General features: G+C 47.8%; 30 protein-coding genes. 22 read left to right on the top strand and 8 right to left on the bottom strand.

Annotation, left to right across the window (positions count from 1 at the left end):
• Positions 1–3 precede the first annotated feature (3 nt).
• The 8 genes from infB (at position 4) to dnaJ (ending at position 9697) form a co-directional block, all read left to right on the top strand.
• Positions 4–2481, top strand: coding sequence for a translation initiation factor IF-2 (gene infB / locus ACLUXO_RS02020; protein WP_412136132.1), 2478 nt, complete (start codon positions 4–6; stop codon positions 2479–2481).
• A gap of 12 nt (positions 2482–2493) precedes the next feature.
• The gene (locus ACLUXO_RS02015; RefSeq protein WP_270447765.1) at positions 2494–2856 is read left to right on the top strand and encodes a ribosome-binding factor A; all 363 of its coding nucleotides are present in this window, start codon (positions 2494–2496) and stop codon (positions 2854–2856) included.
• A gap of 50 nt (positions 2857–2906) precedes the next feature.
• A complete protein-coding gene (gene truB / locus ACLUXO_RS02010) occupies positions 2907–3803 on the top strand; it encodes a tRNA pseudouridine(55) synthase TruB (protein WP_412136131.1) in 897 nt (298 codons plus the stop codon).
• A 14-nt stretch (positions 3804–3817) separates the two neighbouring features.
• Positions 3818–4759: a riboflavin biosynthesis protein RibF gene (gene ribF, locus ACLUXO_RS02005; protein WP_412136130.1), complete on the top strand. Its 942-nt coding sequence runs from the start codon at positions 3818–3820 to the stop codon at positions 4757–4759.
• Positions 4760–4895: 136 nt separating this feature from the next.
• On the top strand, positions 4896–5939 hold the full coding sequence (gene hrcA / locus ACLUXO_RS02000) for a heat-inducible transcriptional repressor HrcA (protein ID WP_412136129.1): 1044 nt from the start codon (positions 4896–4898) through the stop codon (positions 5937–5939).
• A gap of 11 nt (positions 5940–5950) precedes the next feature.
• On the top strand, positions 5951–6571 hold the full coding sequence (grpE, locus tag ACLUXO_RS01995) for a nucleotide exchange factor GrpE (RefSeq protein ID WP_412136128.1): 621 nt from the start codon (positions 5951–5953) through the stop codon (positions 6569–6571).
• 59 nt (positions 6572–6630) lie between these two features.
• Positions 6631–8475: a molecular chaperone DnaK gene (gene dnaK / locus ACLUXO_RS01990; RefSeq protein ID WP_412136127.1), complete on the top strand. Its 1845-nt coding sequence runs from the start codon at positions 6631–6633 to the stop codon at positions 8473–8475.
• 82 nt (positions 8476–8557) lie between these two features.
• Positions 8558–9697 carry a molecular chaperone DnaJ gene (gene dnaJ, locus ACLUXO_RS01985; protein WP_300615957.1) on the top strand — a complete coding sequence of 380 codons (1140 nt, stop codon included), beginning with the start codon at positions 8558–8560 and terminating at the stop codon, positions 9695–9697.
• 176 nt (positions 9698–9873) lie between these two features.
• On the opposite strand, the gene ACLUXO_RS01980 is transcribed toward dnaJ, so the two are convergent.
• The 8 genes from ACLUXO_RS01980 to ACLUXO_RS01945 form a co-directional block, all read right to left on the bottom strand.
• Entirely contained in the window at positions 9874–10959 is a 1086-nt protein-coding gene (locus ACLUXO_RS01980; RefSeq protein WP_412136126.1) for a tyrosine-type recombinase/integrase, read from the bottom strand.
• A 115-nt stretch (positions 10960–11074) separates the two neighbouring features.
• Positions 11075–11308, bottom strand: a complete 234-nt coding sequence (locus ACLUXO_RS01975; RefSeq protein WP_412136125.1) for a helix-turn-helix domain-containing protein — start codon at positions 11306–11308, stop codon at positions 11075–11077.
• 137 nt (positions 11309–11445) lie between these two features.
• Positions 11446–11604 (bottom strand): hypothetical protein, encoded by a 159-nt coding sequence (locus tag ACLUXO_RS01970; RefSeq protein ID WP_412136124.1) that lies wholly within the window; start codon positions 11602–11604, stop codon positions 11446–11448.
• A 119-nt stretch (positions 11605–11723) separates the two neighbouring features.
• Entirely contained in the window at positions 11724–12509 is a 786-nt protein-coding gene (locus ACLUXO_RS01965) for a DUF1828 domain-containing protein (RefSeq protein WP_412136123.1), read from the bottom strand.
• 1 nt (position 12510) lies between these two features.
• Positions 12511–12984, bottom strand: a complete 474-nt coding sequence (locus ACLUXO_RS01960) for a DUF6978 family protein (RefSeq protein WP_412136122.1) — start codon at positions 12982–12984, stop codon at positions 12511–12513.
• Between the two features lie 121 nt (positions 12985–13105).
• On the bottom strand, positions 13106–14440 hold the full coding sequence (locus ACLUXO_RS01955; protein WP_412136121.1) for a DUF4041 domain-containing protein: 1335 nt from the start codon (positions 14438–14440) through the stop codon (positions 13106–13108).
• A 1-nt stretch (position 14441) separates the two neighbouring features.
• On the bottom strand, positions 14442–14723 hold the full coding sequence (locus ACLUXO_RS01950; protein WP_412136120.1) for an ImmA/IrrE family metallo-endopeptidase: 282 nt from the start codon (positions 14721–14723) through the stop codon (positions 14442–14444).
• Positions 14724–14848: 125 nt separating this feature from the next.
• Complete coding sequence (locus tag ACLUXO_RS01945; RefSeq protein WP_412136119.1) at positions 14849–15169, bottom strand: helix-turn-helix domain-containing protein; 321 nt, start codon at positions 15167–15169, stop codon at positions 14849–14851.
• Between the two features lie 222 nt (positions 15170–15391).
• On the opposite strand from ACLUXO_RS01945, the gene ACLUXO_RS01940 reads away from it, so the two are divergent.
• From ACLUXO_RS01940 to ACLUXO_RS01875, 14 genes are all read left to right on the top strand, one after another.
• The gene (locus ACLUXO_RS01940) at positions 15392–15553 is read left to right on the top strand and encodes a helix-turn-helix domain-containing protein (RefSeq protein ID WP_412136210.1); all 162 of its coding nucleotides are present in this window, start codon (positions 15392–15394) and stop codon (positions 15551–15553) included.
• A gap of 32 nt (positions 15554–15585) precedes the next feature.
• Positions 15586–16323: a phage antirepressor KilAC domain-containing protein gene (locus ACLUXO_RS01935; protein ID WP_412136118.1), complete on the top strand. Its 738-nt coding sequence runs from the start codon at positions 15586–15588 to the stop codon at positions 16321–16323.
• A 54-nt stretch (positions 16324–16377) separates the two neighbouring features.
• Entirely contained in the window at positions 16378–16641 is a 264-nt protein-coding gene (locus ACLUXO_RS01930) for an excisionase family DNA-binding protein (RefSeq protein ID WP_412136117.1), read from the top strand.
• Positions 16642–17093: 452 nt separating this feature from the next.
• Complete coding sequence (locus tag ACLUXO_RS01925) at positions 17094–17882, top strand: hypothetical protein (protein ID WP_412136116.1); 789 nt, start codon at positions 17094–17096, stop codon at positions 17880–17882.
• 59 nt (positions 17883–17941) lie between these two features.
• Positions 17942–18811, top strand: a complete 870-nt coding sequence (locus ACLUXO_RS01920; RefSeq protein WP_412136115.1) for a DUF1351 domain-containing protein — start codon at positions 17942–17944, stop codon at positions 18809–18811.
• Between the two features lie 11 nt (positions 18812–18822).
• Positions 18823–19629 carry an ERF family protein gene (locus ACLUXO_RS01915; RefSeq protein ID WP_412136114.1) on the top strand — a complete coding sequence of 269 codons (807 nt, stop codon included), beginning with the start codon at positions 18823–18825 and terminating at the stop codon, positions 19627–19629.
• A 16-nt stretch (positions 19630–19645) separates the two neighbouring features.
• Positions 19646–19831 (top strand): hypothetical protein, encoded by a 186-nt coding sequence (locus ACLUXO_RS01910; protein WP_412136113.1) that lies wholly within the window; start codon positions 19646–19648, stop codon positions 19829–19831.
• On the top strand, positions 19824–20288 hold the full coding sequence (gene ssb, locus ACLUXO_RS01905; protein ID WP_412136112.1) for a single-stranded DNA-binding protein: 465 nt from the start codon (positions 19824–19826) through the stop codon (positions 20286–20288). The genes ACLUXO_RS01910 and ssb overlap by 8 nt, the downstream gene beginning before the upstream one ends.
• Positions 20289–20321: 33 nt before the next feature.
• Complete coding sequence (locus tag ACLUXO_RS01900; RefSeq protein WP_412136111.1) at positions 20322–20582, top strand: hypothetical protein; 261 nt, start codon at positions 20322–20324, stop codon at positions 20580–20582.
• An 11-nt stretch (positions 20583–20593) separates the two neighbouring features.
• Complete coding sequence (locus ACLUXO_RS01895) at positions 20594–20797, top strand: hypothetical protein (protein WP_412136110.1); 204 nt, start codon at positions 20594–20596, stop codon at positions 20795–20797.
• The gene (locus tag ACLUXO_RS01890; RefSeq protein WP_412136109.1) at positions 20769–21152 is read left to right on the top strand and encodes a hypothetical protein; all 384 of its coding nucleotides are present in this window, start codon (positions 20769–20771) and stop codon (positions 21150–21152) included. Before ACLUXO_RS01895 ends, ACLUXO_RS01890 begins: the two co-directional genes overlap by 29 nt.
• A gap of 2 nt (positions 21153–21154) precedes the next feature.
• Positions 21155–21652, top strand: a complete 498-nt coding sequence (locus ACLUXO_RS01885; protein ID WP_412136108.1) for a hypothetical protein — start codon at positions 21155–21157, stop codon at positions 21650–21652.
• Entirely contained in the window at positions 21652–22083 is a 432-nt protein-coding gene (locus tag ACLUXO_RS01880; RefSeq protein ID WP_412136107.1) for a RusA family crossover junction endodeoxyribonuclease, read from the top strand. Before ACLUXO_RS01885 ends, ACLUXO_RS01880 begins: the two co-directional genes overlap by 1 nt.
• On the top strand, positions 22055–22207 hold the full coding sequence (locus tag ACLUXO_RS01875) for a hypothetical protein (RefSeq protein ID WP_412136106.1): 153 nt from the start codon (positions 22055–22057) through the stop codon (positions 22205–22207). The genes ACLUXO_RS01880 and ACLUXO_RS01875 overlap by 29 nt, the downstream gene beginning before the upstream one ends.
• Positions 22208–22222: the final 15 nt, after the last annotated feature.

Here is a 22222-nt window from a genome sequence, read left to right as displayed (position 1 = left end):
CTAATGACCAAGAAACAAGAAAACGAAACTTCAAAGGAATTGGGCATGGATAACAAGAAAACTAGCGGCAAGTCTGGTAAATTAAAGATTTCAGTCAGTGCTATTCGCAAGGGCGAAAAGAAGGCTGAGGGCAAGAGATCAAACACCCGCCGCCGGGCTAACAACCACTCTAACGACCACAGCAAGCGCCGCCGGCCAGCTGCCCAGGATTTGCTGAAGGACCTCAAGCAAAAGCAGCGGGCTGACGAAGTCCGTCTGGACCAGGAAAGCAAGGCTGCTAAGCAGGAATATAAGAAGTCCTTGAACAAGGCTGCGGCCAGCGAAAGCAAGCCGGTTGTCAAGAAGGTTGAAAGTGCTGAAAAGCCAGCTGAAACCGCAGCTGAAGCACCAAAGGTCCGTGGGCCAAAGATCTTGAAGCCATCCCCAGCCCGCTTGAAGCAAAACCAGGCTGGCAGTGAAAAGCCTGCAAGCAAGCCTTCATCTTCTCGCCGGCCAAGTTCCCGGCCAAGCTTCACTGAAGCGCCAATGCCGGAAAACAAGGACACCCGCCGCAGAAACAACGGCAAGCCTGGCCGCAAGGGGCAAAACTCTTACGCTGACCAAGGCAGAGGGGCAAATAGCGACCGCAGCGAACGGCGCAAGCGCAAGAACAAGAAGCACCAAAGTGCTCCGCAAGTTAAGAAGCAGGTTACCCAAAGAAAGGACCGTCCGCTTCCAGAAAGCTTTGAATACGAAGTCGGCATGAACGCCCAAGACCTGGGCAAGATCCTCCACCGGGAACCAGCTGAAATCGTGAAGAAGCTCTTCATGCTGGGGATCATGACCAACCAGAACCAGTCTTTGGACAAGGACACCATTGAACTGCTGGCTGCTGACTACGGCATCGAAGCTGTTGAAAAGGTCCATGAAGACATTTCCGACATCGACAATATTTTTGCCCAGGAAATGGAAGAGTCCAAGAACTCTGAAAACCAGGTTGTCCGTCCGCCAGTCGTAACTATCATGGGTCACGTCGACCACGGTAAGACCACCTTGCTGGACCGTCTGCGTCACACCCGGGTTTCTGAACACGAAGCCGGCGGGATCACCCAGAACATCGGGGCCTACCAGGTCCGGATCAACGACCGTTTGATCACCTTCCTGGACACTCCAGGCCACGCAGCCTTCTCAAGTATGCGGGCCCGCGGGGCGGAAATCACCGACATCGTCGTTTTGATCGTTGCTGCTGACGACGGGGTTATGCCGCAGACTATTGAAGCCATCGACCACGCCAAGAGCGCAGGCGTGCCAATCATTGTAGCCATCAACAAGATGGACCGGCCAGGCGCCAACCCTGCCCACGTTACTGAACAATTGATGCAGTATGAACTGATTCCGGAAAACTATGGCGGCTCAACTATCTTCGTCAACATCTCAGCCAAGACCGGGATGGGGATTGATGAACTTTTGGAAAACATCATCCTTGAAGCCGACATGCTGGAACTGAAGGCTGACCCGAAGCAAAAGGCGATCGGTACGGTTGTCGAAGCCCGTCTGTCCCGGGGTAAGGGGCCAGTTGCCGACGTCTTGATCCAGCAGGGTACCCTGCGGGTCGGTGACCCAATCGTTGTCGGTGACACCTTCGGACGGGTCCGGACGATGACCAACGACAAGGGCCACCAGGTCAAGAAGGCTACGCCATCAATGCCCGTTGAAATTACTGGTTTGAACGACGTGCCGGAATCTGCCGACAAGCTGGTTGTCTTTGCCGATGAAAAGACTGCCCGCGCGGTTGGTGAAGCCCGGGCACAGCAATCCCTGCAAAAGCAGCGGGAAAACGTACAGCACGTTACTCTGGACAACCTCTTTGACACGATGAAGCGGGAAAGCATGAAGTCCGTTGACATCGTTTTGAAGGCTGACGTGCAAGGGTCTGCCGAAGCCTTGGCTCAATCCTTCCAAAAGATTGACGTTGAAGGCGTCCGGGTTAACATTATTCACTCTGGTGTCGGGGCTATCAATGAAAGTGACGTTACCCTGGCCAGCGCTTCAAACGCCTTGATCATCGGTTTCAACGTCCGGCCAACGGCTACGGCCAAGAGCCAGGCTGCCCAAGAAGGCGTAGACATCCGCCTTTACAGCATCATCTACAAGGCCATCGATGACGTTAAGGCCGCTATGCAAGGGATGCTGGAACCAACTTACGAAGAAAAGGTTATCGGTAACCTTACTGTCCGCGAAACTTGGAAGGTCTCCAAGATCGGGACCATCGCCGGTGCCTTTGTCGACAACGGTTACGTGACCAGAGAATCAGGCATCCGGGTTATCAGAGACGGCGTGGTCAAGTATGACGGCAAGGTTGCCTCACTGCGCCGGTTCAAGGACGACGTCAAGGAAGTCAAGGCAGGCTTTGACTGTGGTTTGACCATTGAAAACTTCAACGACATCAAGGAAGGCGACGAACTGGAAGCCTACGAAATGCAGGAAGTTAAGCCAGGTTAACAGGAGGCTGAAATGAAGCACAGAAAAGGACGGGTTGAAGGCGAAATCTTGCGGGAACTGACTAAGATCATCCGCAAGAACATCCGCGATCCCCGGGTCAGCGACGTGACTTTTACTGCCGTGGAGTGCAGCAATGATTTTTCATACGCGACTGTCTACTACAGTCTGCTGACTGAAGATGAACAGGCGCAAAAGGAAGCGGAAGCCGGCTTGGAAAAGGCTAAGGGAACCATGCGGCACTTGCTCGGCCAGAGCTTGACCATGTACAAGGTTCCGGAACTGATTTTCAAGCGGGACCAGTCCGTGATCTACGGCAGCAAGATCGACCGTTTGCTTGCTGACTTGAAGAAGCAGGAACAAGATCGCCAAAACTAGTAAAAAGCGCCTTCGGGCGCTTTTTTGCGTTTATAGAAGAGGAGAAAGAGATGTTCAATGGAATTATCGTAATCGACAAGGCAGCAGGGATGACTAGCGGGGATGTGGTTTATAAGCTGCGCCGGCTCTTAAAGCAAAAAAAGATCGGCCATGCCGGAACCCTGGACCCGGAAGTCACCGGAGTTTTGCCAATTGCTTTGGGTCAGGCAACCAAGCTGATCGAGCTGATGCATGAGCGGCCAAAGGCTTATGTTGGTGAAGGGATGCTGGGCTTGGCCACGGACTCTTATGACCTGGAGGGGAAGATTTTGGCGGAAAGAGCCTTGTCTCAGCCAGTCAGTGACCAGGCCATCAAAGCAGCAATGGAAAAGTTGACCGGGGAAATCGTCCAGCAGCCGCCGATTTATTCTGCCGTCAGAGTAAACGGCAAGCGGCTCTACGAATACGCCAGAGAAGGGATCCCGGTTGAGCGGCCCAAGCGGACTGTCCAGGTTTTCCGCTATGACTTGACGAAGCCAAGTCAGTTCGACCCGGAAAAGGGCCGGCAGACTTTTACTTATGAAGTTGAATGCTCCAAGGGAACCTATGTCCGCAGCCTGGTTAATGACTTAGGCGAAGAACTGGGCCTGCCGGCAGTGATGACCAAATTGCGGCGGACGGCCAGTTCCGGTTACAAGCTCCAAGACGCGGTTACTTTGGAAGAACTGGCGGATAATTTGGATCACGCTGAAGATTATATTCAGCCAATCGACAGCTTTTTCGCTGACTACCAGCAAGTTGATTTAGATGCCGCCTTATGGCAGCAGGTTAAAAACGGGGCCTGGATCAAACTCCCTCTTGATGCAGACAAGGTCGCTTTGCGGTATAATAAAACAGTTAAAGCGATTTACCGGGCCAAGGGACAAGGTCTCTACTGCCCGGACTTAATGCTTTTAAGTAATGAGTAATTGAGGGATTAAGTTTGAAAGTAATAAATCTAAGCTATCCGTTCAAGGAAGAACTGACGGCCGGCAAGGTTGTGCTGGCCCTGGGCTTTTTTGACGGAGTTCATATCGGCCACCAGAAGTTGATCAAGGAAGCCCGGATAATTGCAGATGAGAAGGATCTGCCATTGATGGTGCTGACCTTTGACCGCCACCCCAAGGAGGTCTATGCCGGAGTTAAGGACTTTGAGTACTTGAACACACCGGAGGAAAAGGCCTACGAAATGTCCAAGATCGGGGTCGACTACCTGGTGATTCTCAAGTTTACGCCGGAGTTCAGCCAGCTGGCTCCCCAGGCCTTCGTTGATGAGATCATCATGGGCCTGAAAGCAGACACGGTGGTAGCCGGCTTTGACTACAGCTACGGCCCAAAGGACGTGGCTAATATGGAAAATCTGCCGGCCTTTGCCAAGGGCCGCTTTGACATCAAGGTGGTTCCAAAGCAGATCTTTGCCGGGGAAAAAATCGGTTCAACTGAAATCCGCCAGGCTGTTAAAAGCGGCAATCTCCGCTTGGCCACGGAACTTCTGGGCCACCCGTATTTGACCAGTGGCAAGGTCGTCCACGGCTTCAGAAACGGCCACAAGCTGGGCTTTCCAACCGCGAATTTAGAGCTGGCCTGGCCAAAAGTTTTGCCGAAAATCGGGGTCTACGCGACCATGACCCAAGTAGGGGACAGCTGGTACCAGTCAATGACCAGTGTCGGCTACAATGTCACTTTCAATGATGAGAAAAAGATTTACATCGAATCCAACATCTTTGACTTTGACCAGGACATCTACGGCCAGCAAATCACCATCGCCTGGTACAAATACTTGCGCGGGGAAGAAAAGTTTGCCGATATGGCGGCTTTAAGCGAGCAGCTGAAGCTGGACCAAGTCACTAGTGAAAACTATTTTAGTTCACTGATTGAGCAGTAATAAGAACGGTCTTTTAAGCGAGACCGTTTTTTTGCGGGATTTTTTTAGCATTCTCCTTGACTAACTGCTAATTTCTTGTTAATCTATACCATGTTAGCACATGAAAGTTGTGAGTGCTAAAAGTGAGGGCGATGTTATGTTGACCGAACGTCAAGAACTTATTCTAAAGACAATTATTCAAGACTTTACCAAGACGCATGAGCCGGTTGGTTCAAAGACAGTCATGAATCAATTGCCGATTAAAGTGTCCAGCGCGACGATCCGCAACGAGATGGCGGTTCTGGAAGAGCATGGCTTGATTGAAAAGACCCACTCCTCCAGCGGCCGGGTGCCATCGACTGAGGGCTATCGCTATTACCTGGACAATTTGGTGCAGCCGCTGCAGCTGCCGGAAGAAATGTACAATCAAATTGGCTACCAGTTTGACCAGCCGTTCAACCAAGTGGACGAAATCGTCAAAGAAGCCGCCAAGATCCTGTCAGACTTGACTGACTACACGGCCTTTGCAGAAGGGCCGGAAGCCAAGAATGTCAGCATCACCGGCTTCAGAATCGTGCCCCTGGCTCCCCGGCAGGTCATGGCCATCCTGGTAACCAGCGATGGCGGCGTCAAGAACCAGCTCTACACCTTGCCGCGGCACATCTCAGGGGATGAAATTGAACAGGCCGTCCGTTTGATCAATGACCAGCTGGTTGGCAAGAATTTGAGCGAAATCAACAAGCAGACCTTTGAGCAGCTGTCCAGCAGCCAGATCGTGGGCAAGAATGCCCCGGAATTTCTGGAGTTGCTGGAAGCCGTCATCAAGGACGCGGCAAGCGAGCAGATGTATGTTGACGGTCAGCTGAACCTGCTCAACAATACTGAAAACAGCGATTTAAAAGACATCAAGTCGCTATATGAACTGATCAATTCCAGCTCTCTGGCTGGAGAACTGATCGATTTGAGCGACAGTCCCAGCCATTACCCTGTTCATGTCCGCTTAGGAGCGGAACTAGAGAACGACCTGCTGAAGGATTTCAGCCTGGTAACGGCTGAATACAGCGTTGGCCGCTACGGGCGGGGGACGATCGCCCTGCTGGGGCCGAGAAACATGCCTTACTCGGAAATGATCGGCTTGATGGAATACTTCCGCCAGGAACTGGCCCGCAAGTTATTAGATTACTATGGCAGATTTAAATAAGGAGGTTTGTCGTGAGCAAAGAAGAATTTCCAAGTGAAAAGGATTTGCCGCAAGAAGACCAGGAAAAGCAAGCCAAGGCAGCTGAAGCTGACAAGGCCAGCGTAAAAGAAGACAAAAAGGCAAAAGACGACAAAAAAGAAGAAGCAGGCAAGCCAGCTGATACAGAACTGGACCAGCTCAAGGCTGAAGTTGCCGCTTTGACCCAGAAGAACAAGGACCTGGAAGACAAGTACTTACGCAGCGAAGCTGAGATTCAAAACGCCCAGCGCCGCTACAGCAAGGAAAGAGCCAACCTGGTCAAGTACGAGTCCCAGCGCCTGGGCAAGGATATCCTGGCCAGCGTGGACAACTTGGAAAGAGCTCTGCAGGTCAAGGCCGACGACGAGGCTTCCAGCCAGCTGAAGAAGGGGATCGAAATGACCCTGGAAGGCCTGGTCAGAGCCTTGAAGGACAACGGTATTGAAGAAATCAAGGCAGACGGCGAAAAGTTTGATCCGACATTGCACCAGGCGGTCCAAAGCGTACCGGCTGAAAATGATGATCAAAAAGACCATGTCGTTCAGGTCCTGCAAAAGGGTTACGTCTACAAGGACCGGACCCTGCGGCCAGCCATGGTTGTCGTTGCCCAGTAAGGCAATTTTTTAACAAAGCAATAAACAAGCAAAAATAAATCAAAGGAGATAAAAAGACAATGTCTAAAGTTATTGGGATTGACTTAGGTACCACCAACTCAGCAGTTGCGGTTTTGGAAGGCAAGGAACCAAAGATTATTACCAACCCGGAAGGCGCTAGAACTACCCCTTCAGTAGTTGCCTTCAAGGATGGCGAAATTCAAGTCGGTGAAGTTGCCAAGCGGCAAGCCATCACCAACCCGAACACCATTGTTTCCATCAAGCGGCACATGGGCGAAAGTGACTACAAGGTTAAGGTTGGCGACAAGGCTTACACCCCGCAGGAAATTTCAGCCATGATCCTGCAATACATCAAGAAGTTCTCAGAAGACTACCTTGGTGAACCAGTTACTGACGCGGTTATCACTGTTCCAGCCTACTTCAACGACGCTCAGCGGCAAGCAACTAAGGACGCCGGCAAGATCGCGGGCCTCAATGTGCAACGGATCATCAACGAACCAACTGCTTCAGCCCTGGCCTACGGCTTGGACAAGGATGAAGACGACGAAACTGTTCTGGTTTACGACCTTGGTGGTGGTACTTTCGACGTTTCCGTCCTGCAATTAGGTGACGGCGTCTTCCAAGTTCTGTCAACTAACGGTGACACTCACCTGGGTGGGGACGACTTTGACAACAAGATCATCGACTGGCTGGTTGACGGCTTCAAGAAAGAAAACGGCGTTGACTTATCCAAGGACAAGATGGCAATGCAACGTTTGAAGGACGCGGCTGAAAAGGCCAAGAAGGACTTGTCAGGCGTATCTTCAACCCATATCTCCCTTCCGTTCATCTCTGCTGGTGAAGCAGGTCCTCTGCACCTTGAAGCAGACCTGACCCGGGCTAAGTTCAACGAACTGACTGACGACTTAGTGCAAAGAACCAAGATCCCATTTGACAACGCCCTGCGTGACGCTGGCCTGTCAGTTGGCGACATCGACAAGGTTATCTTGAACGGTGGTTCAACCCGGATTCCAGCAGTTCAAGAAGCTGTAAAGCAATGGGCCGGCAAGGAACCAGACCACTCAATCAACCCAGACGAAGCCGTTGCTTTGGGTGCCGCAATCCAAGGCGGGGTTATCTCCGGTGACGTTAAGGACATCGTTTTGCTTGACGTTACTCCGCTTTCCCTGGGTATCGAAACCATGGGCGGGGTCTTCACCAAGCTGATCGACAGAAACACCACCATCCCAACTTCCAAGAGCCAAATCTTCTCAACTGCCGCTGACAACCAACCAGCTGTTGACATCCACGTTTTGCAAGGTGAACGGCCAATGGCAGCTGACAACAAGACTTTGGGCCGCTTCGAACTGACTGACATTCCAGCTGCTCCACGTGGCGTGCCGCAAATCCAAGTTACCTTCGACATCGACAAGAACGGTATCGTTAACGTTTCAGCCAAGGACATGGGGACTGGCAAGGAACAAAAGATCACCATCCAGTCAGCTTCCGGCCTGTCAGACGAAGAAATCGAAAGAATGAAGAAGGAAGCTGAAGAACACGCTGACGAAGACGCCAAGAAGAAGGAAGAAGTTGACCTCAGAAACGAAGTTGACAGCTTGATCTTCCAAACCGAAAAGACTTTGAAGGAAGTTGACGGCAAGCTCGCAGACAGCGACGTTCAACCAGTTAAGGATGCCCTGGAAGACCTGAAGAAGGCCCAAAAGGACAACAACCTGGACGAAATGAAGGAAAAGAAGGACGCTTTGAGCAAGGTTGCCCAAGACCTGGCTGTCAAGCTCTACCAGCAAAACGCCCAAAACCAGCAAGGCCAAGGCGGTCAAGCAGGCCCAACTGACGATGGTTCAAATGGCGCAAACGGCGACACGGTTGACGGCGACTTCACCAAGGTAGACCCAGACAAGTAAAGCGACTATAATTAAACAAAAGGAGAAGAACTGCTTGATGTAGTTCTTTTCTTTTGTTAGTAAAAGGAGCAATAATAAACAGATGGCAGCAAACCGTGACTATTATGACGTCTTAGGCGTGAGCCGGGATGCCAGTGACGCAGAAATCAGCAAGGCCTACCGGAAGTTGGCCAAGAAGTATCACCCGGACTTAAACCACGAAGCAGGGGCAGAAGAAAAGTACAAGGAAGTCAACGAAGCTTACGAAGTGCTTCATGACCCGCAAAAGCGGCAGCAGTATGACCAATTTGGCCAGGCTGGCATGAACGGCCAGGGCGGCTTTGGCGGCCAGTACGGGGGCCAGGGCTTTGGCGGAGCTGATTTTGGTGACTTTGGTGACATCTTTAGCAGCTTCTTTGGCGGCGGCGCCCGCCAGCAGGTAGACCCGACCGCTCCGCAGCGGGGGGCTGACCTGGACTACACCATGACGATCGACTTTATGGATGCCATCAAGGGCAAGACCAGTGAAATCAGCTACAGCCGGTCAACTACCTGTGAAGTCTGCAAGGGTTCCGGGGCTGAAAAGGGCACCCACCCGATCACCTGCGACAAGTGCGGGGGCAGCGGCATGATGACCATTACGCAAAGAAGCGTTTTGGGCATGATCCAGCGGCAGACGACCTGTGACAAGTGTGCCGGCAGCGGGGTCATCATCCAGCATCCATGCCAGAATTGCCACGGCAAGGGGGTCAAGACCCAGAAGCAGACCCTGCAGGTTAAGGTGCCAGCCGGCATCGACAACGGCCAGCAGATCCGCCTGGCCGGTCAAGGCGAAGCTGGCAAGAACGGTGGCCCATACGGGGACCTGTATATCGTCTTCCGGGTGCGGCCAAGCAAGGACTTCACCAGACGTGGCCAGACCATCTACACGACCGTGCCGATTTCCTTTGCCCAGGCAACCCTGGGTGACGAAATCAACGTCAAGACAGTTTACGGCGACACGAAACTGAAGATTCCGGCCGGCACCCAGCCAAACCAGAAGTTTACTTTAAAAGAAAAGGGTGTTCCGAGCCTGCGCGGCGGCAGCACTGGTGACCAGGTAACCACGGTTGAGATCGTGATTCCGAAGTCCATCAACGAGGCCCAGCGCAAGGCCCTGCTGGAATTCGTCAAGGCCAGCGGTGGCTCCATTGCCCCGCAGGAAAAAGGCTTCTTTGAACGCTTGAAGGAGAAGTTGAGCTAAAATTTTAAAGCAATCTAAGGAGGCAGTCTGCAAGGACTGCCTTTTTTGATGACTGGGAAAAGACAAATGCTTTGTTTTCGGGTATAATTGTTTAGTATATCCGGAAATGCCTTTATCACAGCGATTATAGACGTTAGAAAAGTGAAATAGCCCGAAAAAAGCCCGAAACAGACAAATTAAAGGTCAGTTTCGAGCTTTTTTACTTGCTCACGTATTCGGTTAACGCTGCCGTCAGTCTGGTGGGTGTAGGTGCCGATGGTCATATCGGCAGAAGAGTGTCCCATGATGAGCTGAACATCGGTAAGACTAGCACCAGACATGAGTGAAGCGAAAGTATGTCTAAAGCCATGGATTGTAATTCTCCGTAGCTGGCTATTCTTTCTGTAGATCCTGTCAATCCAGTGCTGTGGTTCAGTGATGCTGTAATGTGTGCCAATCCTGGTCGAGAAAACAGCATCTACGTCGGGCCGCTTCAACTCTTGAAGCAAATCATACATGGTCTTGTCAATTGGAACTATGCGGTTTGATCTTCTGGTTTTAGGCGTCTGCACTCCGACAGAGGTCAGCGTTTTGTTAACGGAAATGGCTTCTGGCGTCACATCACTCCAATTCAGTGCTAGCGCTTCTGATCGTCTTAGTCCAGTCAGTGCCAGCAGGCGGAAGTAGATATAGTACTTGTGAGATGCCTTGTCTGCGGCCTCCAGGAACTCTTCTAGCTCTTCTCGGCTATAGTAGTTGTCCATGCGCTTATCACGCCTTACAGAAGGAATTGACGCCACTAAAAACGGATTTTTAAGCTTGTCACAAGCACCTAGAGATACACCATAGTCATAGATCCGATTAAAAAGTGAAATTACAGACCTGTAAGCTACGTAATTTTTGGCTATCTCAACGACCCACTGCTGGTACTTGATTGGCTTTATTTTTGAAATGTCGGCATCGCCGAAGTAGGGCAAGATGTGAACTCTAGCCATATTTGTTTGATTTTTAATAGTCGACGGCTTTACCTGCAGCTTGTGTGCCTCCAGCCAGAGCTTGTATACTTCTCCGAACGTCTTCTTCTGGCTGACAGATCCGGTCACTCCAGCGGCTCTAGCCTTGTCATAGCTGACTTTAGCGTCGTTGTAGGATGTAAAGCCGGCTTTTCCAGCAAAGACACGCTTGCCGGTCAGCGGATCCAGGCCAAGATAGGTCTTGTAGCGGTAGTATGTCTTGCCGTCCTTCTTTTTATATGATTCGATGTGCTTGTCACGCTTCGGCATGGTGATCCTCCTATCAAAAAGACGCCACCATTAAGGCAACGCCAATTCTAGTAGTGTATTCTTTTTACGTAGTAGCCTTTTCCAGTTTCAAGAAGGTGCCCGTCCTAAGAACTTTTTAGTTCAAGGGGTGTACGCCTTTTTTATCCAAAGCTATCAGGTCGTCCAAGACTTGTCCAGGTGTCTTGTCTAAGGCTTGTGCAACGGCACTGATAACTTTTACGGTTTGGCCAGAAAGTGGCTTAGTATCTTTAACTGCGTTGGCCAGAGTTGTGTTAGCAATTCCGGTCTTTTTGGCTACTTGATACCGAGTTATTTTGTTTTGATCTAGATACTTCTGCAAGACGTTCATCTAATTTTTTACCTTCCCGTTTTAACTTAAGCTCGATTAACTTCAAAATTCCATAAACGACAGCACTTACTAAAAGAAAATATTTCATTTTGTGTATCCAATGTTGGTATAATAGAGGATGCAAAGGCAAGAAGCCTCTATGCAGAGTCTCCTTTGTCTTTGCTATCTTGCTCTTGCTTTATTTTGATCTTCTTAAGCTCGTTGTCTAAGTGCAGCCCAATTACACTTTCGACTTCTTTAGCAATTTCGGTTGAGATCAAAATGCTAGCAACAAGATAAGACAATAATTTCAACATTGGATTTACCTCCTTTCTAAACCTTACATTTATATATTACCATATGTGGAAATGTATTACAAGAGGTAAATCAAAGAAAAGCACGTTTTTAGGAACTTTACCTAGAAACGTGCTTTTATCTATGCTGCTTTATTAGTTAAAACTTTGGAAATTGTTTTGTTATCTGATCCAAGAATTGGAGTAATAGGAACAGAAGATTGGTTTAGAAATAAGTCATTTATTTCGTCCAAATTGTTTATTTTTTCCTTGTCATTTAAAATCGCATAAAACGTTGCTGTCGAGTCAATAGCATGGCTTAGCTGTGCATCAACCATGTAAAGCTTTGCATTGCTAATCTTGTTGGGTTGGGTTATGGCATTTACCAACTTTTTTGTGCCACCAATAACCGGGATTGAGAAATCAAAAGTGTAGGAATAACCGTTTTTGCCAGTTACTACATAAGGAGCGTCATAAGCCACCTCATTTTTAGTTAATGCATTAAAAAGGTCCTCCTTAAATGTATTAACTACATTAGTGTCATTGAGCAGAATTAAATCATAAATTTTCAATAACCCTTGTACCATTCTTTGTTTTGCAATTGGGAACTTTGAAATGTCACATTTTACAAAAATCTCTTCACTGTCAATAGACAGCCCATATGTCTTGATGGTGTTATAAAGAAGATTGTAGCGATGTGATCCCTTTCGAAAAGTAAACCCATGAGACTCAAGGTAGTCCATTGTCCACCCATCATCTGTGAGTTTGATGGTTTTATCCGAGTAAGTAATGGCATAAAGAACAATTTCGTCAAAGCTATTGTCCAGAAATGGTGTATTGATTCTAACTATTTGAGGGCTCAAATCAACATATGTCTCGTTGTTAGTGAGCCACTTTAAATATGCTTCTTTTAACGTAGTAGCATCCATTTTATGAGCCTCCTTTGTTCTTTATATTAGTATATTCCAAAAAGCTATCAAACGCCTCAACAATGTTGTTTACGTTAGGAAACTTAATTTGCGATAATGGAAATGCAATTTTATCATGTGGCACAATATCTGGGTTATAGATGTGAATGTGGTCTGAATTCCTTGTATCCGGATATCCATCAGGATTGTGATGACCTTGCCCAACATCGACTCTTACTATTTGTTCGTTATTGCTTTTAAGCCGTAAGTGAATGCTGTAGCGCTTCTGCAAATAGTAAGTGCTTGATACAAATACGTGAAGTATATATTCAATACCGTCTGATTCTCCAACTACAATCGAATTTTCTTTGATTCGTTCTAGATTTAAAGAAATCAGCTTATTTCGTATGTCATTGATGCTAAATGGCTTAGATGGGTGTTTTAATGACTCGATAAGGTATTTAACATCGCTTGATGTGAGATTATTAATATCCATAACATATCCTTCCAAGCCCGCAAGCGCGGGCTTTTTTCTATTACTAAAGTGCTGCCATATCTAGATCTTCTTGCCTAGGATTCGATGTGCTTGCCATGCTTCGGCTTGGTGATCCTCCTAGCTACTGTAATTGTTCTTTTGCTAAAAGTAGAGAATCTCTGTATTCATTGGCGTCAGGCACTTCATGGAAATCAAATGTTAACTCTTCATGTTGCTGGAGCACCTTTTTAATCTCATCGATTGTGATGTTGAAATATTCTTTGCGGCGATTTACTTTGTTAACTCTTTGTTTGTCAAAGTAGTTATGCAATTCCGTTTCGAGCTGGTAAGCATTCTCACTGAAGATCAATGCATGAACATCAAACTTGAAGGGGACAGAGGCGCTACCTAGCTCGTTTATTCTATCCATAGGATCTAAGCGGCGAGTAACACCAATTTTGAAGACATTTTCTCCGAAAGCTCCAATGTTGGAAATGATATAGACATAGCCAGCGGTCGGATTATCTGCTTTGTCCTCTAGTTTTTCCTTTTTCTCTTGAATATCTGCTAATTGACTCTTTAAGTGTTCCAATTCAGACTTAAGAGAAGCCAGCTCATCTTCATTGGTCGTGTTCTTGATCTTTTCTTCTACCAGGGCGCTAGCTTGCTTATAGTGAGTTTCTTCCTTCTCGTACTTCTTCCGTTCATTAGCAAGCTCACGGAGAAGCTTCCGTTCTTCTTGCTCTCGTTGTCTTTGCTCACGCAGAATGTCACGCTCTTCTTCTTTTTTCAGTGCATATTCTAAGGCAATTCTGGCTTCATCGATCTTACTATAAAGATATTCGGTTGTTAATCTAACGCCATTGGGTTCGTTGAGCTTGTTTAATTGCTCAAAAGAGCGATTGATTCTCTTTTCAATCGAACTAAAGTTAGATTTAGTTACTTTGCTGATAGCACCTTCACATTCACCATTAAATGTACGGAGCAGTTGCTTGATATTTTTCTTCTGCATGGATCTTCCCTTAGCAGCAGAATTATCCAACAGCATTTTTCTAAAGATTTTTGCAGCAGCTTCGTCCTTGATCATATTCTTCTGATCAGCTCTAACTTCCGCTAACTTCTTCTTATACGTACTGGAATTGGCGAAGTCATATTTCGGCTTGTAAAGGCCATACGATTCAAACATAATCGAATCTTTAACATCGATTAGTTGGTCGCTTAATTCATTAATTTCTTTGTCAAGTTCAGTAGCCTTATTTTCTTTGTTTTCAATAGTTGCGTTGAGATTATCAATGCTGAGATTCAATCTCTTGATAGTTTCTTCTCTCTCATCGATTTCTTTCTGCAGCTCAACTGGTTTCATTTGCTGAACAGATAATTTTAAATCTGATTCTCTTTTTAGTCGTTCATTTTCATCTTCTAATTTTTTGATGGTTTCCTTGAACTCTGTAGCTTTCAAGAAGTCGAAAAGTCCCATATTATGCTATTCCTTTCATCAAATTGATCACCACTCCAAACATCCGGGAAGGGATGCCAAAAGCTGCCATGAAGTTGTAGGCATTGTCATAGTCGACACCTAGCTGCTGGGAGTAGTTCCAGATCAGCTCAGCGGCAAAACGGTCGGCTTCGTGCTCTTGCTTGATCCTGGCAGCGGGAGAGACACAGCCCAGGTCTTGATGAGCCAACACGATATGCCCCAGCTCATGCAGGATAACAAAAGGCAGGTTGGCCTTGTCATTGGCGTTAGGATTAATGATCACTAGGTTATGCTGCACGACAGCACAGGACTGGAAGCTGCGGCGTTGGTATGTGATCTCGATGCCAACTCCATGATCCAGCACAGTGTTGAGCGCAAAATCGATTGCGTCGTTCATACTTATCAGCTCTAATCTTCGTGTCTCTCCAGTATTGCCTTGATGACTTCCATGTCCTCGGCAGACACCTTATGTCCGTTGTAAAGAAGAACTTCTGGATCTTTGGCCAAATCTATTTCATGCTTTTCAGGCGCTTTTCTGCCTAGCAAATAGTCGGCAGAAACATCATATAGGGAAGCGATTTTAGCGATCGTTTCCAAATCCGGTTCCCGGCTTCCATATTCATAGTTAGCATATTTTTGTAAGCTCATGCCTAGCGATTGTGCTACGCGCGTTTTGGTCCAACCTTGGCGTTCTCTTAGATAAGTCAGTCTAGTGCTAATTTCAGACATTTAGAGTCCCTCCTTCTTTAATACTTTTTAAGAACATTTTACGCCGAACTAAACAACATGAAAAGAAATCACAACAAAAAGTTTAGAAAAGGGGTTGACACTAAACAAAATGGATAGTACTATAGAAGCATCAAGTTAAACAAATCGTTTAGCTAATGAAAGGAGAGAAACAATTTGAGCTCAATCCTCAAGCCGGACGCGTTAGAGCTTCTCAATCGAGAAGTGGACAAATCTGGGCTTAAAAACAAATATATTGCCGAGAAATTAGGCATTTCAGAGCAGTATATGAGTCTAATCCGGGGCGGAAAGCGAAAGCTGACCGCAGACAAAGTAATTGCAATCTCGAGAGTTCTCGGGATCGACTACAGAATTTTTTTGAGTTAAAGTTCAACAAAGCGTTGAACTAGGAGGCGAAAATGGAACTTGAAATCAGAGTAGAAAATGACCAGCAACTTGTATCGGCGCGAGACCTGCACAAGGCGCTAAACTTAACTACCCGTTTTAGCAAATGGGTAGATCAAAATTTCAGAGACTTTGGCGAAGGAACAGACTTTACGTCCGTAACTGGAGTTACGGACATGCCAAACGGCGGTACCAAACAAATTCAGGACTATGCTGTCACGATCGACATGGCCAAGGAACTCTGCATGATGTCGAAGACGGCTAAAGGCAAAGAGATTCGGCAATATTTCATTCAAGTTGAAAAGAATTGGAATAGCCCAGAAATGATTATTCAACGGGCGCTGGAAATCTCTAATGCACGGGTTAAAGAGCTGCAAGCACAAAACAAAAACTTGACCTTGCAACTCGAAGAATCGAATAAGAAGGCAAACTACTTAGACATTATTTTGGGGACAACAGACCTGCTGGCGACCACTCAAATTGCGGCAGATTATGGCTATAGCGCAAGAGCGTTCAACCAGCTCCTTAAAGAAGTTGGAATTCAGCACAAAGTAAACGGCCAATGGATTTTGTACAAAGCATACATGGGCAAGGGCTATGTCGGGAGCAAGCCATTCACATTCAAGGATAAAGCAGGTAAAGATCACAGCCGCCTAAACACTTATTGGACGCAAAAGGGGCGGAAATTAATCTACGATGTGCTGAAAGAAAACGACACGCTCCCTTTGATCGAACGAGACGACATCGCATAAGGAGAGCAGAGCGAAGAGCACTTAGCGCCTCTTCAGAGAGGAGGGTAGGCAACCATGAACATCTTTGAAATCAATCAAGCGGCCCTAGAAGCTATGGTGAAACCGCTTGTTGAAAAAATAGTCCGGATGCTTGTTCCTAAAATCGTTGAACAGCGCTACGTGAATACGAAGAACGCTGCCAAGTACCTGGGAGTCAGCTTTCCCACATTCAAGAAGTGGGTGGCTGAGAAAGAAATCAGTCCTGTAGTGATCGGCGGAGCAGTCCGCTGGGACAAACAGGACTTCGATAAAGAAATAGAAAGAGAGAAAAAACAATAAGAAATTGAGAGGAGGGACAACGATGGCAACTTGGGAGGTCCTGTGTTGGATCGTAATTGGGTTCGTTGGTGGTCTGATCTGTGCGGATCCGAGCCGGTATTTCAAGTAAGAAGTCGATCTGAGAGGTGATCAAGATGGAACTGAACCATAAAAAAGAAACTCAGCCTTCTTATGCTGAGTTTCTGAAACGACAAGGGATGATCAAATGCACTAATTGCTTGCAATACACCAGCAAGGGCAATTATTGCGAACAATGTGGGTGCAGGTTAACCGCAGATGATCTGAGAGGAGGTGACCATCATGAGCGCAGAGACGATTAAGCGCCTGGTCAAGGCATCAAATGCCTTCACGACCGGGGCAGAAAAAAAGCCTAGCTCTTCAAAGAAGAACTAGGGAAAGTGGGGATGCATTTAGTTTGCAGATTGGGTGCATCCCCTAGAAAGGATTATACCATGGAGCGCTTGAAAAAAGTCTATCAGTCCCGATATACGGTGATTGACAACTCGGTACTCCAGGATGACCGTTTATCATTTGGAGCACGAGGGCTGTTCATCTACATGTGGTCCATGCCGGATGATTGGCAGTTTTACAAGCGAGTGCTGTACAAGCAGTCGACAGAGGGGCGAAAGAAAGTCGACTCTTATGTCAATGAGCTACAAGCTCTGGGCTACTTGGCACTTAAAAACAAACGCCAAACTCGTGGGAAATTTGGTGGCTATGACTGGGTGCTGCGCGACAGCCTTCCAGACAAAAGTTATCCACAGGATGCCCCCACCGTTGACCCTTTACCGTCAACGGTTGACCGACAACGGTCCACCGACAACGGTCGACCGACAGCGGTAAAGGAGCAACTACAAAGTAACCATCAACAAAATACCCATAAACAAAGTAAGAAATTTATTAATTCCCCTGAAAGGGAACCCAGGCGAAGCCTGGGAACCCCAGAGGGGGGAAAAAAAGAAAATAATTTATTATCTGATCCAAAAATAAAGGCTATCAGATCTCGGAACAGGGAAAACCACGATGCCATCTACATGTCTTATAAGCAGTTTCTCCAAGAGCATCCAGACGGTGGATCAGAGACTGATCAAGCCCAGTGGAAGAAGTCTATCTTCACTGTCTACGGGTGGTATGGCTGGGATGAAGAACGCAAGAGGGCAATCGATCAAGCACTAGCTGAAGGCAAGAGCTGGGAAGAGATTGACAGCCTCAGCATCCCCGGCATGCCAGATCAACAATAAAAAAGCCCACTAGCAGACGCTAGTGAGCCCAAAAAGTAAATTTACAAGGAGATTATACCATGCAAACTATAGAAAACTCAATGGAGAAGATAGCGCAAAAAGTTCAAGTTAATTACACCCCGGCCAAAGTTGATGTGGTCGGACTAGCTAACTTGAAGCAGGCGGTCGACCAAGTATGTAAGGCTTATTCCGGACTGGTGGTCACTGCTGACTCCTATAAGCAGGACAAGAAGACTGCGGCCGAATTAAACAAGCTTAAAAAGGCTTTGAATGACCGCAAAATTGAGATCAAGAAGCAGGCTACCAAAGAAGTTGATCAGTTTGCGGATGAAGTTAAGGCAATGACTAGCGAACTCGATGACGTGGTCTCGCAGATAAGAGCAGGTATCAATGCCTGCGATGAAAAAGCCAAAGCAGAGCGTACTGAGGCAGTTAAACGCAGAATCGCTGATCTGTGCAGTGAAGCACATGTGTCAGCTGATGACATCGAATGGGACCCTTCCTGGGCCAACAAGAGCGCTACCTGGCCCAAGACCGAACGCGAGGTCAAGGCACAAATCGCCGCGCTACAGGTCAAGTATCGCCAGTACGCGGAGTCAGTCAAAGCAGTTACCAACCGTGCTGCTGAGCTTGATCTCCCCGAAAGTCACTGGGTCGAAATGCTTAATTACAGCCCGCTGAGCGATGTTCTTAGCCAAATGGGGCACTACAAAGAAGACCTAGTACAGCAGAAACAGAGAGACGCTGAGAGACGACAGAGAGAATTGGACCAAACAGTTGTCAAAGGCAACAAGCGGGTGGTCAAGGAAACAGGTGAAGTGGTAGCACAGGTCTATCATGTCCGCCTGGAGCTGTGTGGTAGCAAAGAACAACTCGCAAAACTGCTCCAGTCTGCCAAGGACTTGGGACTGGAAATCAAGAGACTGTGAGGGTGGTTGAAATGGAAAACAGTAAAGAAAGTAAAGAAAGCCAAGTAGAGGCGGTTAAGCCTGCGCCGAAGAAGACGCTGCTTGAGTCGCTGATTGAAGTCAAGAGGCGCCTGAAGAACCCGACTCTGAATAAGAAAGTTGACGTTAAAACAAAATATGGCTCTGACTACAGTTACAGCTACACCACACTGGACAATTTGATTGATACGATCCAGCAAGCCATTGGCACAGCCGACTTGTCATGGATCCAAATACCAATTTCGAGTAACGGGCAGGTCGGAGTCCATACTTACCTGATCAGCTCAGATGACAAGATGGACTGTGGCGAATTCCTCTTGCCAGCAGGCAACGGCATCAAGGATAAAGGATCAGCGCTGACCTATGCCAGAAGGTACGCGCTGTCGTCGATTTTTGGCGTCAGCTCGGAGAGCGACAGTGACGGTCGGCAGTCTTCAGAAGTGGATGCTGGCCCAGCAGCCCATAAGCTGAGTCAGTCGGAGTTGGAGAACTACGTTATCACCTTCCGCGGTCAATCGGGATATTTGGTGGACCTATGGGCTGATGCACAAAATGGAGATCAAGACGCTGCCGATTGGTTCCGCACAGAGCTGACAAACGGCGATGCTCAAACGCGGATGGCTATCGAGCAGCTGATTCAGCGGCAGCGGAACTGGGCGAAGTCTGAAGCCAAGAAGCCAAAGCCAAGAAGAGTCGATACGCCACCGTCATCGGAAAGGGGCGATAAAGCATCAAGCCCAACTGATGAGCAGAATGACAATGACATCACAGACCTTTTCAACGAACTTGGAATTAACTAAATAAAGGAGATAAAAAATGGAAAAAACTAGCCATGAGCAGTATGGCTTTTGTGTTTCCAAAGGAAGCTATACATATCGCATAGTCAAGCCAGGGTTTGATCTTAGAATCAATCGCGACTATCTAAAGCAGGCCGATTATGCCGAAGCAAGAAGACTTGAGCTGATTCTGCACGACCTTCGAAAGGAGACAGCAAATGATTAACAACGTTGTACTTGTTGGCCGTTTAACACGTGACCCTGAATTGCGTACTACCGGGAGTGGCATCTCGGTTGCTACGCTCACTTTAGCCGTTGACCGGCAGTTTACTAATGCGTCAGGCCAAAGAAACGCTGATTTCATCAACTGTGTGATTTGGCGCAAGGCTGCGGAGAACTTCTGCAACTTCACCAGCAAGGGCAGCTTGGTAGGCATCCAGGGCTGGATCCAGACCAGAAGCTACGACAACAAAGACGGGCAGAGAGTCTATGTGACGGAAGTCGTTGTTGACAGCTTCTCACTGCTTGAATCGCGCCATGAGCGTGGCCAGCAACCGTCGGCTGGTGCGCTAGACAGCTATCAGCGACCAGCCGCCGAGACAAGCCAGGGGGCGTCGCCAGCTCAGAAAGCTAGCGACCCGTTTGGCGGTGGCTTTGACATCTCAAACAATTTGCCGTTTTAGGAAGCAAAAATGGAGCGAAGAGAGGAAAGAAACATGATTTTTAGAATTAGAAGAAAAGCACTTGAGCTAAACGACGACTCACTAAATATCGCAAAGCGGCTGATGATGGTGGCCACAGCTGAGTACTACGGCACGTACTTGGCGAAATCCGAGTATGGGTCAGCTTTCGACGACTTGATCAGATACCGCCTGGTCACCACAGATGATAGCGACACGTTTGTCCTGACCAAGCGAGGCGTCAAAGTGGCCAATCGCATCAGCACAGAGATTTATCACGCATTGTGTCATGCGTAGGGGGCGACAAAATGACAAAGAAAAGCGAAGAAATGAAGATCTACAGTCTATTCATCACACGTCAGCTGGGTGCTACCGCCCCTCTGCTGGTCAGAATCTCAACAGTTAGCGCCAAGTCGGCTGACGAGGCCAAGGCAGTCGGCGCGGAAATTTGCCGACGCGCTGAAGCAAAGGACAACGGTAGATATGTCTACAAGTGCAAAGTTTTACAGTGAGGGAACAACCATGGATGAATTCGTAACTCAAGATCTGCCGTCAATCAGCGCAGATCCAATTAACTACAAGATGTTTATTAAGATGTTCAACGGCATTTCTGCAGACTACAAGGCTGTCAAGTTTCCAGGGGGCGGCGTGGCCATCAAAGATGATGCAGAGGTAGTCGCTAATTTAGGTAGTCAGTCAATGGGCTGGCAGTTTAACAATGCCGCATTTAACTGGGATGAGCTGAAATTGATGGCCGACCTGGCAGCGACTATGCCGATCTACCGTGACAAGCCAGATGATGATATGGCAGCCTTGCGCCAAGCATTTGCCGAAGCAAGATGGTCCGAAATGAAAGGAGACGAGTAGGCATGGAAAACAAGCAGAACGCTTCAGTCGAAATCACTTTTGCAAATGGTATGCAACGGGAAGTGAAGGAAGAATATTCGGTGGTTCGAGACAGAATTGAATATGCCGAGTTCCGCAACCGTCTCTATAGAGATTGGATAGCTTTGGGGCGACAAGCAGGATATACAGGACCTAGAGCTGAATCTGGAGTTACCTTGACCGATAAAAGCACTGGTAACAAATTTACGTTTTTTATGAACGACGTTAGTGAAATTAATGTGACTACTGATAAGGTATTTGCCGATGAAGAAGACGAAGAAGATGCAGAAAGCACTAAAGTGACTCTGGTTGACGGCAGAGAGATTGAGGTGGAGGAAGACTTCGACACGGTCAATGTTCGCTGGAATGCAGCTTTTAATAAGTCCGATTGTGAGCCGCCAGTGCTTTCGCTGACGGAGAAGGATACAGGAAGTCGTCTGGCGATTCTGGCCCAAAACATTGAGATGCTGGAGGAGCTGTGATGAAGATCAGCTTTGATCTGGCCAGGAAAACAGGCAAGAACATCACGCTGAGAAGAGGAAACATGATGATCAGCGCCAACGACAGGATGCACTTCCAAGTTAAAGGCAAAATAACACAGTTTCTACGGGAGTTAGCATGCTATGAGTGTAAACGTGCCGGGCTAGTCCCAGAAACGCCATACAGCCCGTCTAGGCCTTGCACAGTGGCAGTTACGGTCAGGCCACCAACGGCCAGGAGAAACGATGCTCCTAATTGGTATCCGACAGTCAAGGCATTGATCGACGGTATGACGGATGCTGGTGTTTGGACAGACGATAATAACACAATAATCAAGGCGATGACGTTCATTGCTGGGAAAAAAAGCGGAACAGATCGGTACAGATTCGAATTGGAGGTAAGAGATGTTAGAAACGATAGCGATTTATCTTAGCTGGGGATGCTTGATCCTGTCGATCGGCGGACTGATGATCAAGCCGACATGGATGACGTTCTCCGCCTTCCTGGCCTTTATGGCGTGCGCCTACTGGTCAGTGATGATCGTCAACCAGTATTAGGAGGCGTATGGATGA

The organism is Lactobacillus delbrueckii subsp. bulgaricus (genome assembly GCF_046938665.1).
Lineage (GTDB): Bacteria > Bacillota > Bacilli > Lactobacillales > Lactobacillaceae > Lactobacillus > Lactobacillus delbrueckii_C.
The sequence above is the reverse complement of the archived record's forward strand: the minus strand, read 5'-3'. Positions and strand labels throughout refer to the sequence as shown.

Excerpts from the sequence above, each read along its gene's own strand:
- infB (WP_412136132.1), top strand. The coding sequence starts at position 4 with ATGACCAAGAAACAAGAAAACGAAACTTCAAAGGAATTGGGCATGGAT.
- ACLUXO_RS02015 (WP_270447765.1), top strand. The coding sequence starts at position 2,494 with ATGAAGCACAGAAAAGGACGGGTTGAAGGCGAAATCTTGCGGGAACTG.
- truB (WP_412136131.1), top strand. The coding sequence starts at position 2,907 with ATGTTCAATGGAATTATCGTAATCGACAAGGCAGCAGGGATGACTAGC.
- hrcA (WP_412136129.1), top strand. The coding sequence starts at position 4,896 with ATGTTGACCGAACGTCAAGAACTTATTCTAAAGACAATTATTCAAGAC.
- dnaK (WP_412136127.1), top strand. The coding sequence starts at position 6,631 with ATGTCTAAAGTTATTGGGATTGACTTAGGTACCACCAACTCAGCAGTT.
- dnaJ (WP_300615957.1), top strand. The coding sequence starts at position 8,558 with ATGGCAGCAAACCGTGACTATTATGACGTCTTAGGCGTGAGCCGGGAT.
- ACLUXO_RS01980 (WP_412136126.1), bottom strand. The coding sequence starts at position 10,959 with ATGCCGAAGCGTGACAAGCACATCGAATCATATAAAAAGAAGGACGGC.
- ACLUXO_RS01975 (WP_412136125.1), bottom strand. The coding sequence starts at position 11,308 with ATGAACGTCTTGCAGAAGTATCTAGATCAAAACAAAATAACTCGGTAT.
- ACLUXO_RS01970 (WP_412136124.1), bottom strand. The coding sequence starts at position 11,604 with ATGTTGAAATTATTGTCTTATCTTGTTGCTAGCATTTTGATCTCAACC.
- ACLUXO_RS01965 (WP_412136123.1), bottom strand. The coding sequence starts at position 12,509 with ATGGATGCTACTACGTTAAAAGAAGCATATTTAAAGTGGCTCACTAAC.
- ACLUXO_RS01960 (WP_412136122.1), bottom strand. The coding sequence starts at position 12,984 with ATGGATATTAATAATCTCACATCAAGCGATGTTAAATACCTTATCGAG.
- ACLUXO_RS01955 (WP_412136121.1), bottom strand. The coding sequence starts at position 14,440 with ATGGGACTTTTCGACTTCTTGAAAGCTACAGAGTTCAAGGAAACCATC.
- ACLUXO_RS01945 (WP_412136119.1), bottom strand. The coding sequence starts at position 15,169 with ATGTCTGAAATTAGCACTAGACTGACTTATCTAAGAGAACGCCAAGGT.
- ACLUXO_RS01935 (WP_412136118.1), top strand. The coding sequence starts at position 15,586 with ATGGAACTTGAAATCAGAGTAGAAAATGACCAGCAACTTGTATCGGCG.
- ACLUXO_RS01930 (WP_412136117.1), top strand. The coding sequence starts at position 16,378 with ATGAACATCTTTGAAATCAATCAAGCGGCCCTAGAAGCTATGGTGAAA.
- ACLUXO_RS01925 (WP_412136116.1), top strand. The coding sequence starts at position 17,094 with ATGGAGCGCTTGAAAAAAGTCTATCAGTCCCGATATACGGTGATTGAC.
- ACLUXO_RS01920 (WP_412136115.1), top strand. The coding sequence starts at position 17,942 with ATGCAAACTATAGAAAACTCAATGGAGAAGATAGCGCAAAAAGTTCAA.
- ACLUXO_RS01915 (WP_412136114.1), top strand. The coding sequence starts at position 18,823 with ATGGAAAACAGTAAAGAAAGTAAAGAAAGCCAAGTAGAGGCGGTTAAG.
- ACLUXO_RS01910 (WP_412136113.1), top strand. The coding sequence starts at position 19,646 with ATGGAAAAAACTAGCCATGAGCAGTATGGCTTTTGTGTTTCCAAAGGA.
- ssb (WP_412136112.1), top strand. The coding sequence starts at position 19,824 with ATGATTAACAACGTTGTACTTGTTGGCCGTTTAACACGTGACCCTGAA.
- ACLUXO_RS01900 (WP_412136111.1), top strand. The coding sequence starts at position 20,322 with ATGATTTTTAGAATTAGAAGAAAAGCACTTGAGCTAAACGACGACTCA.
- ACLUXO_RS01895 (WP_412136110.1), top strand. The coding sequence starts at position 20,594 with ATGACAAAGAAAAGCGAAGAAATGAAGATCTACAGTCTATTCATCACA.
- ACLUXO_RS01890 (WP_412136109.1), top strand. The coding sequence starts at position 20,769 with ATGTCTACAAGTGCAAAGTTTTACAGTGAGGGAACAACCATGGATGAA.
- ACLUXO_RS01885 (WP_412136108.1), top strand. The coding sequence starts at position 21,155 with ATGGAAAACAAGCAGAACGCTTCAGTCGAAATCACTTTTGCAAATGGT.
- ACLUXO_RS01880 (WP_412136107.1), top strand. The coding sequence starts at position 21,652 with ATGAAGATCAGCTTTGATCTGGCCAGGAAAACAGGCAAGAACATCACG.
- ACLUXO_RS01875 (WP_412136106.1), top strand. The coding sequence starts at position 22,055 with ATGTTAGAAACGATAGCGATTTATCTTAGCTGGGGATGCTTGATCCTG.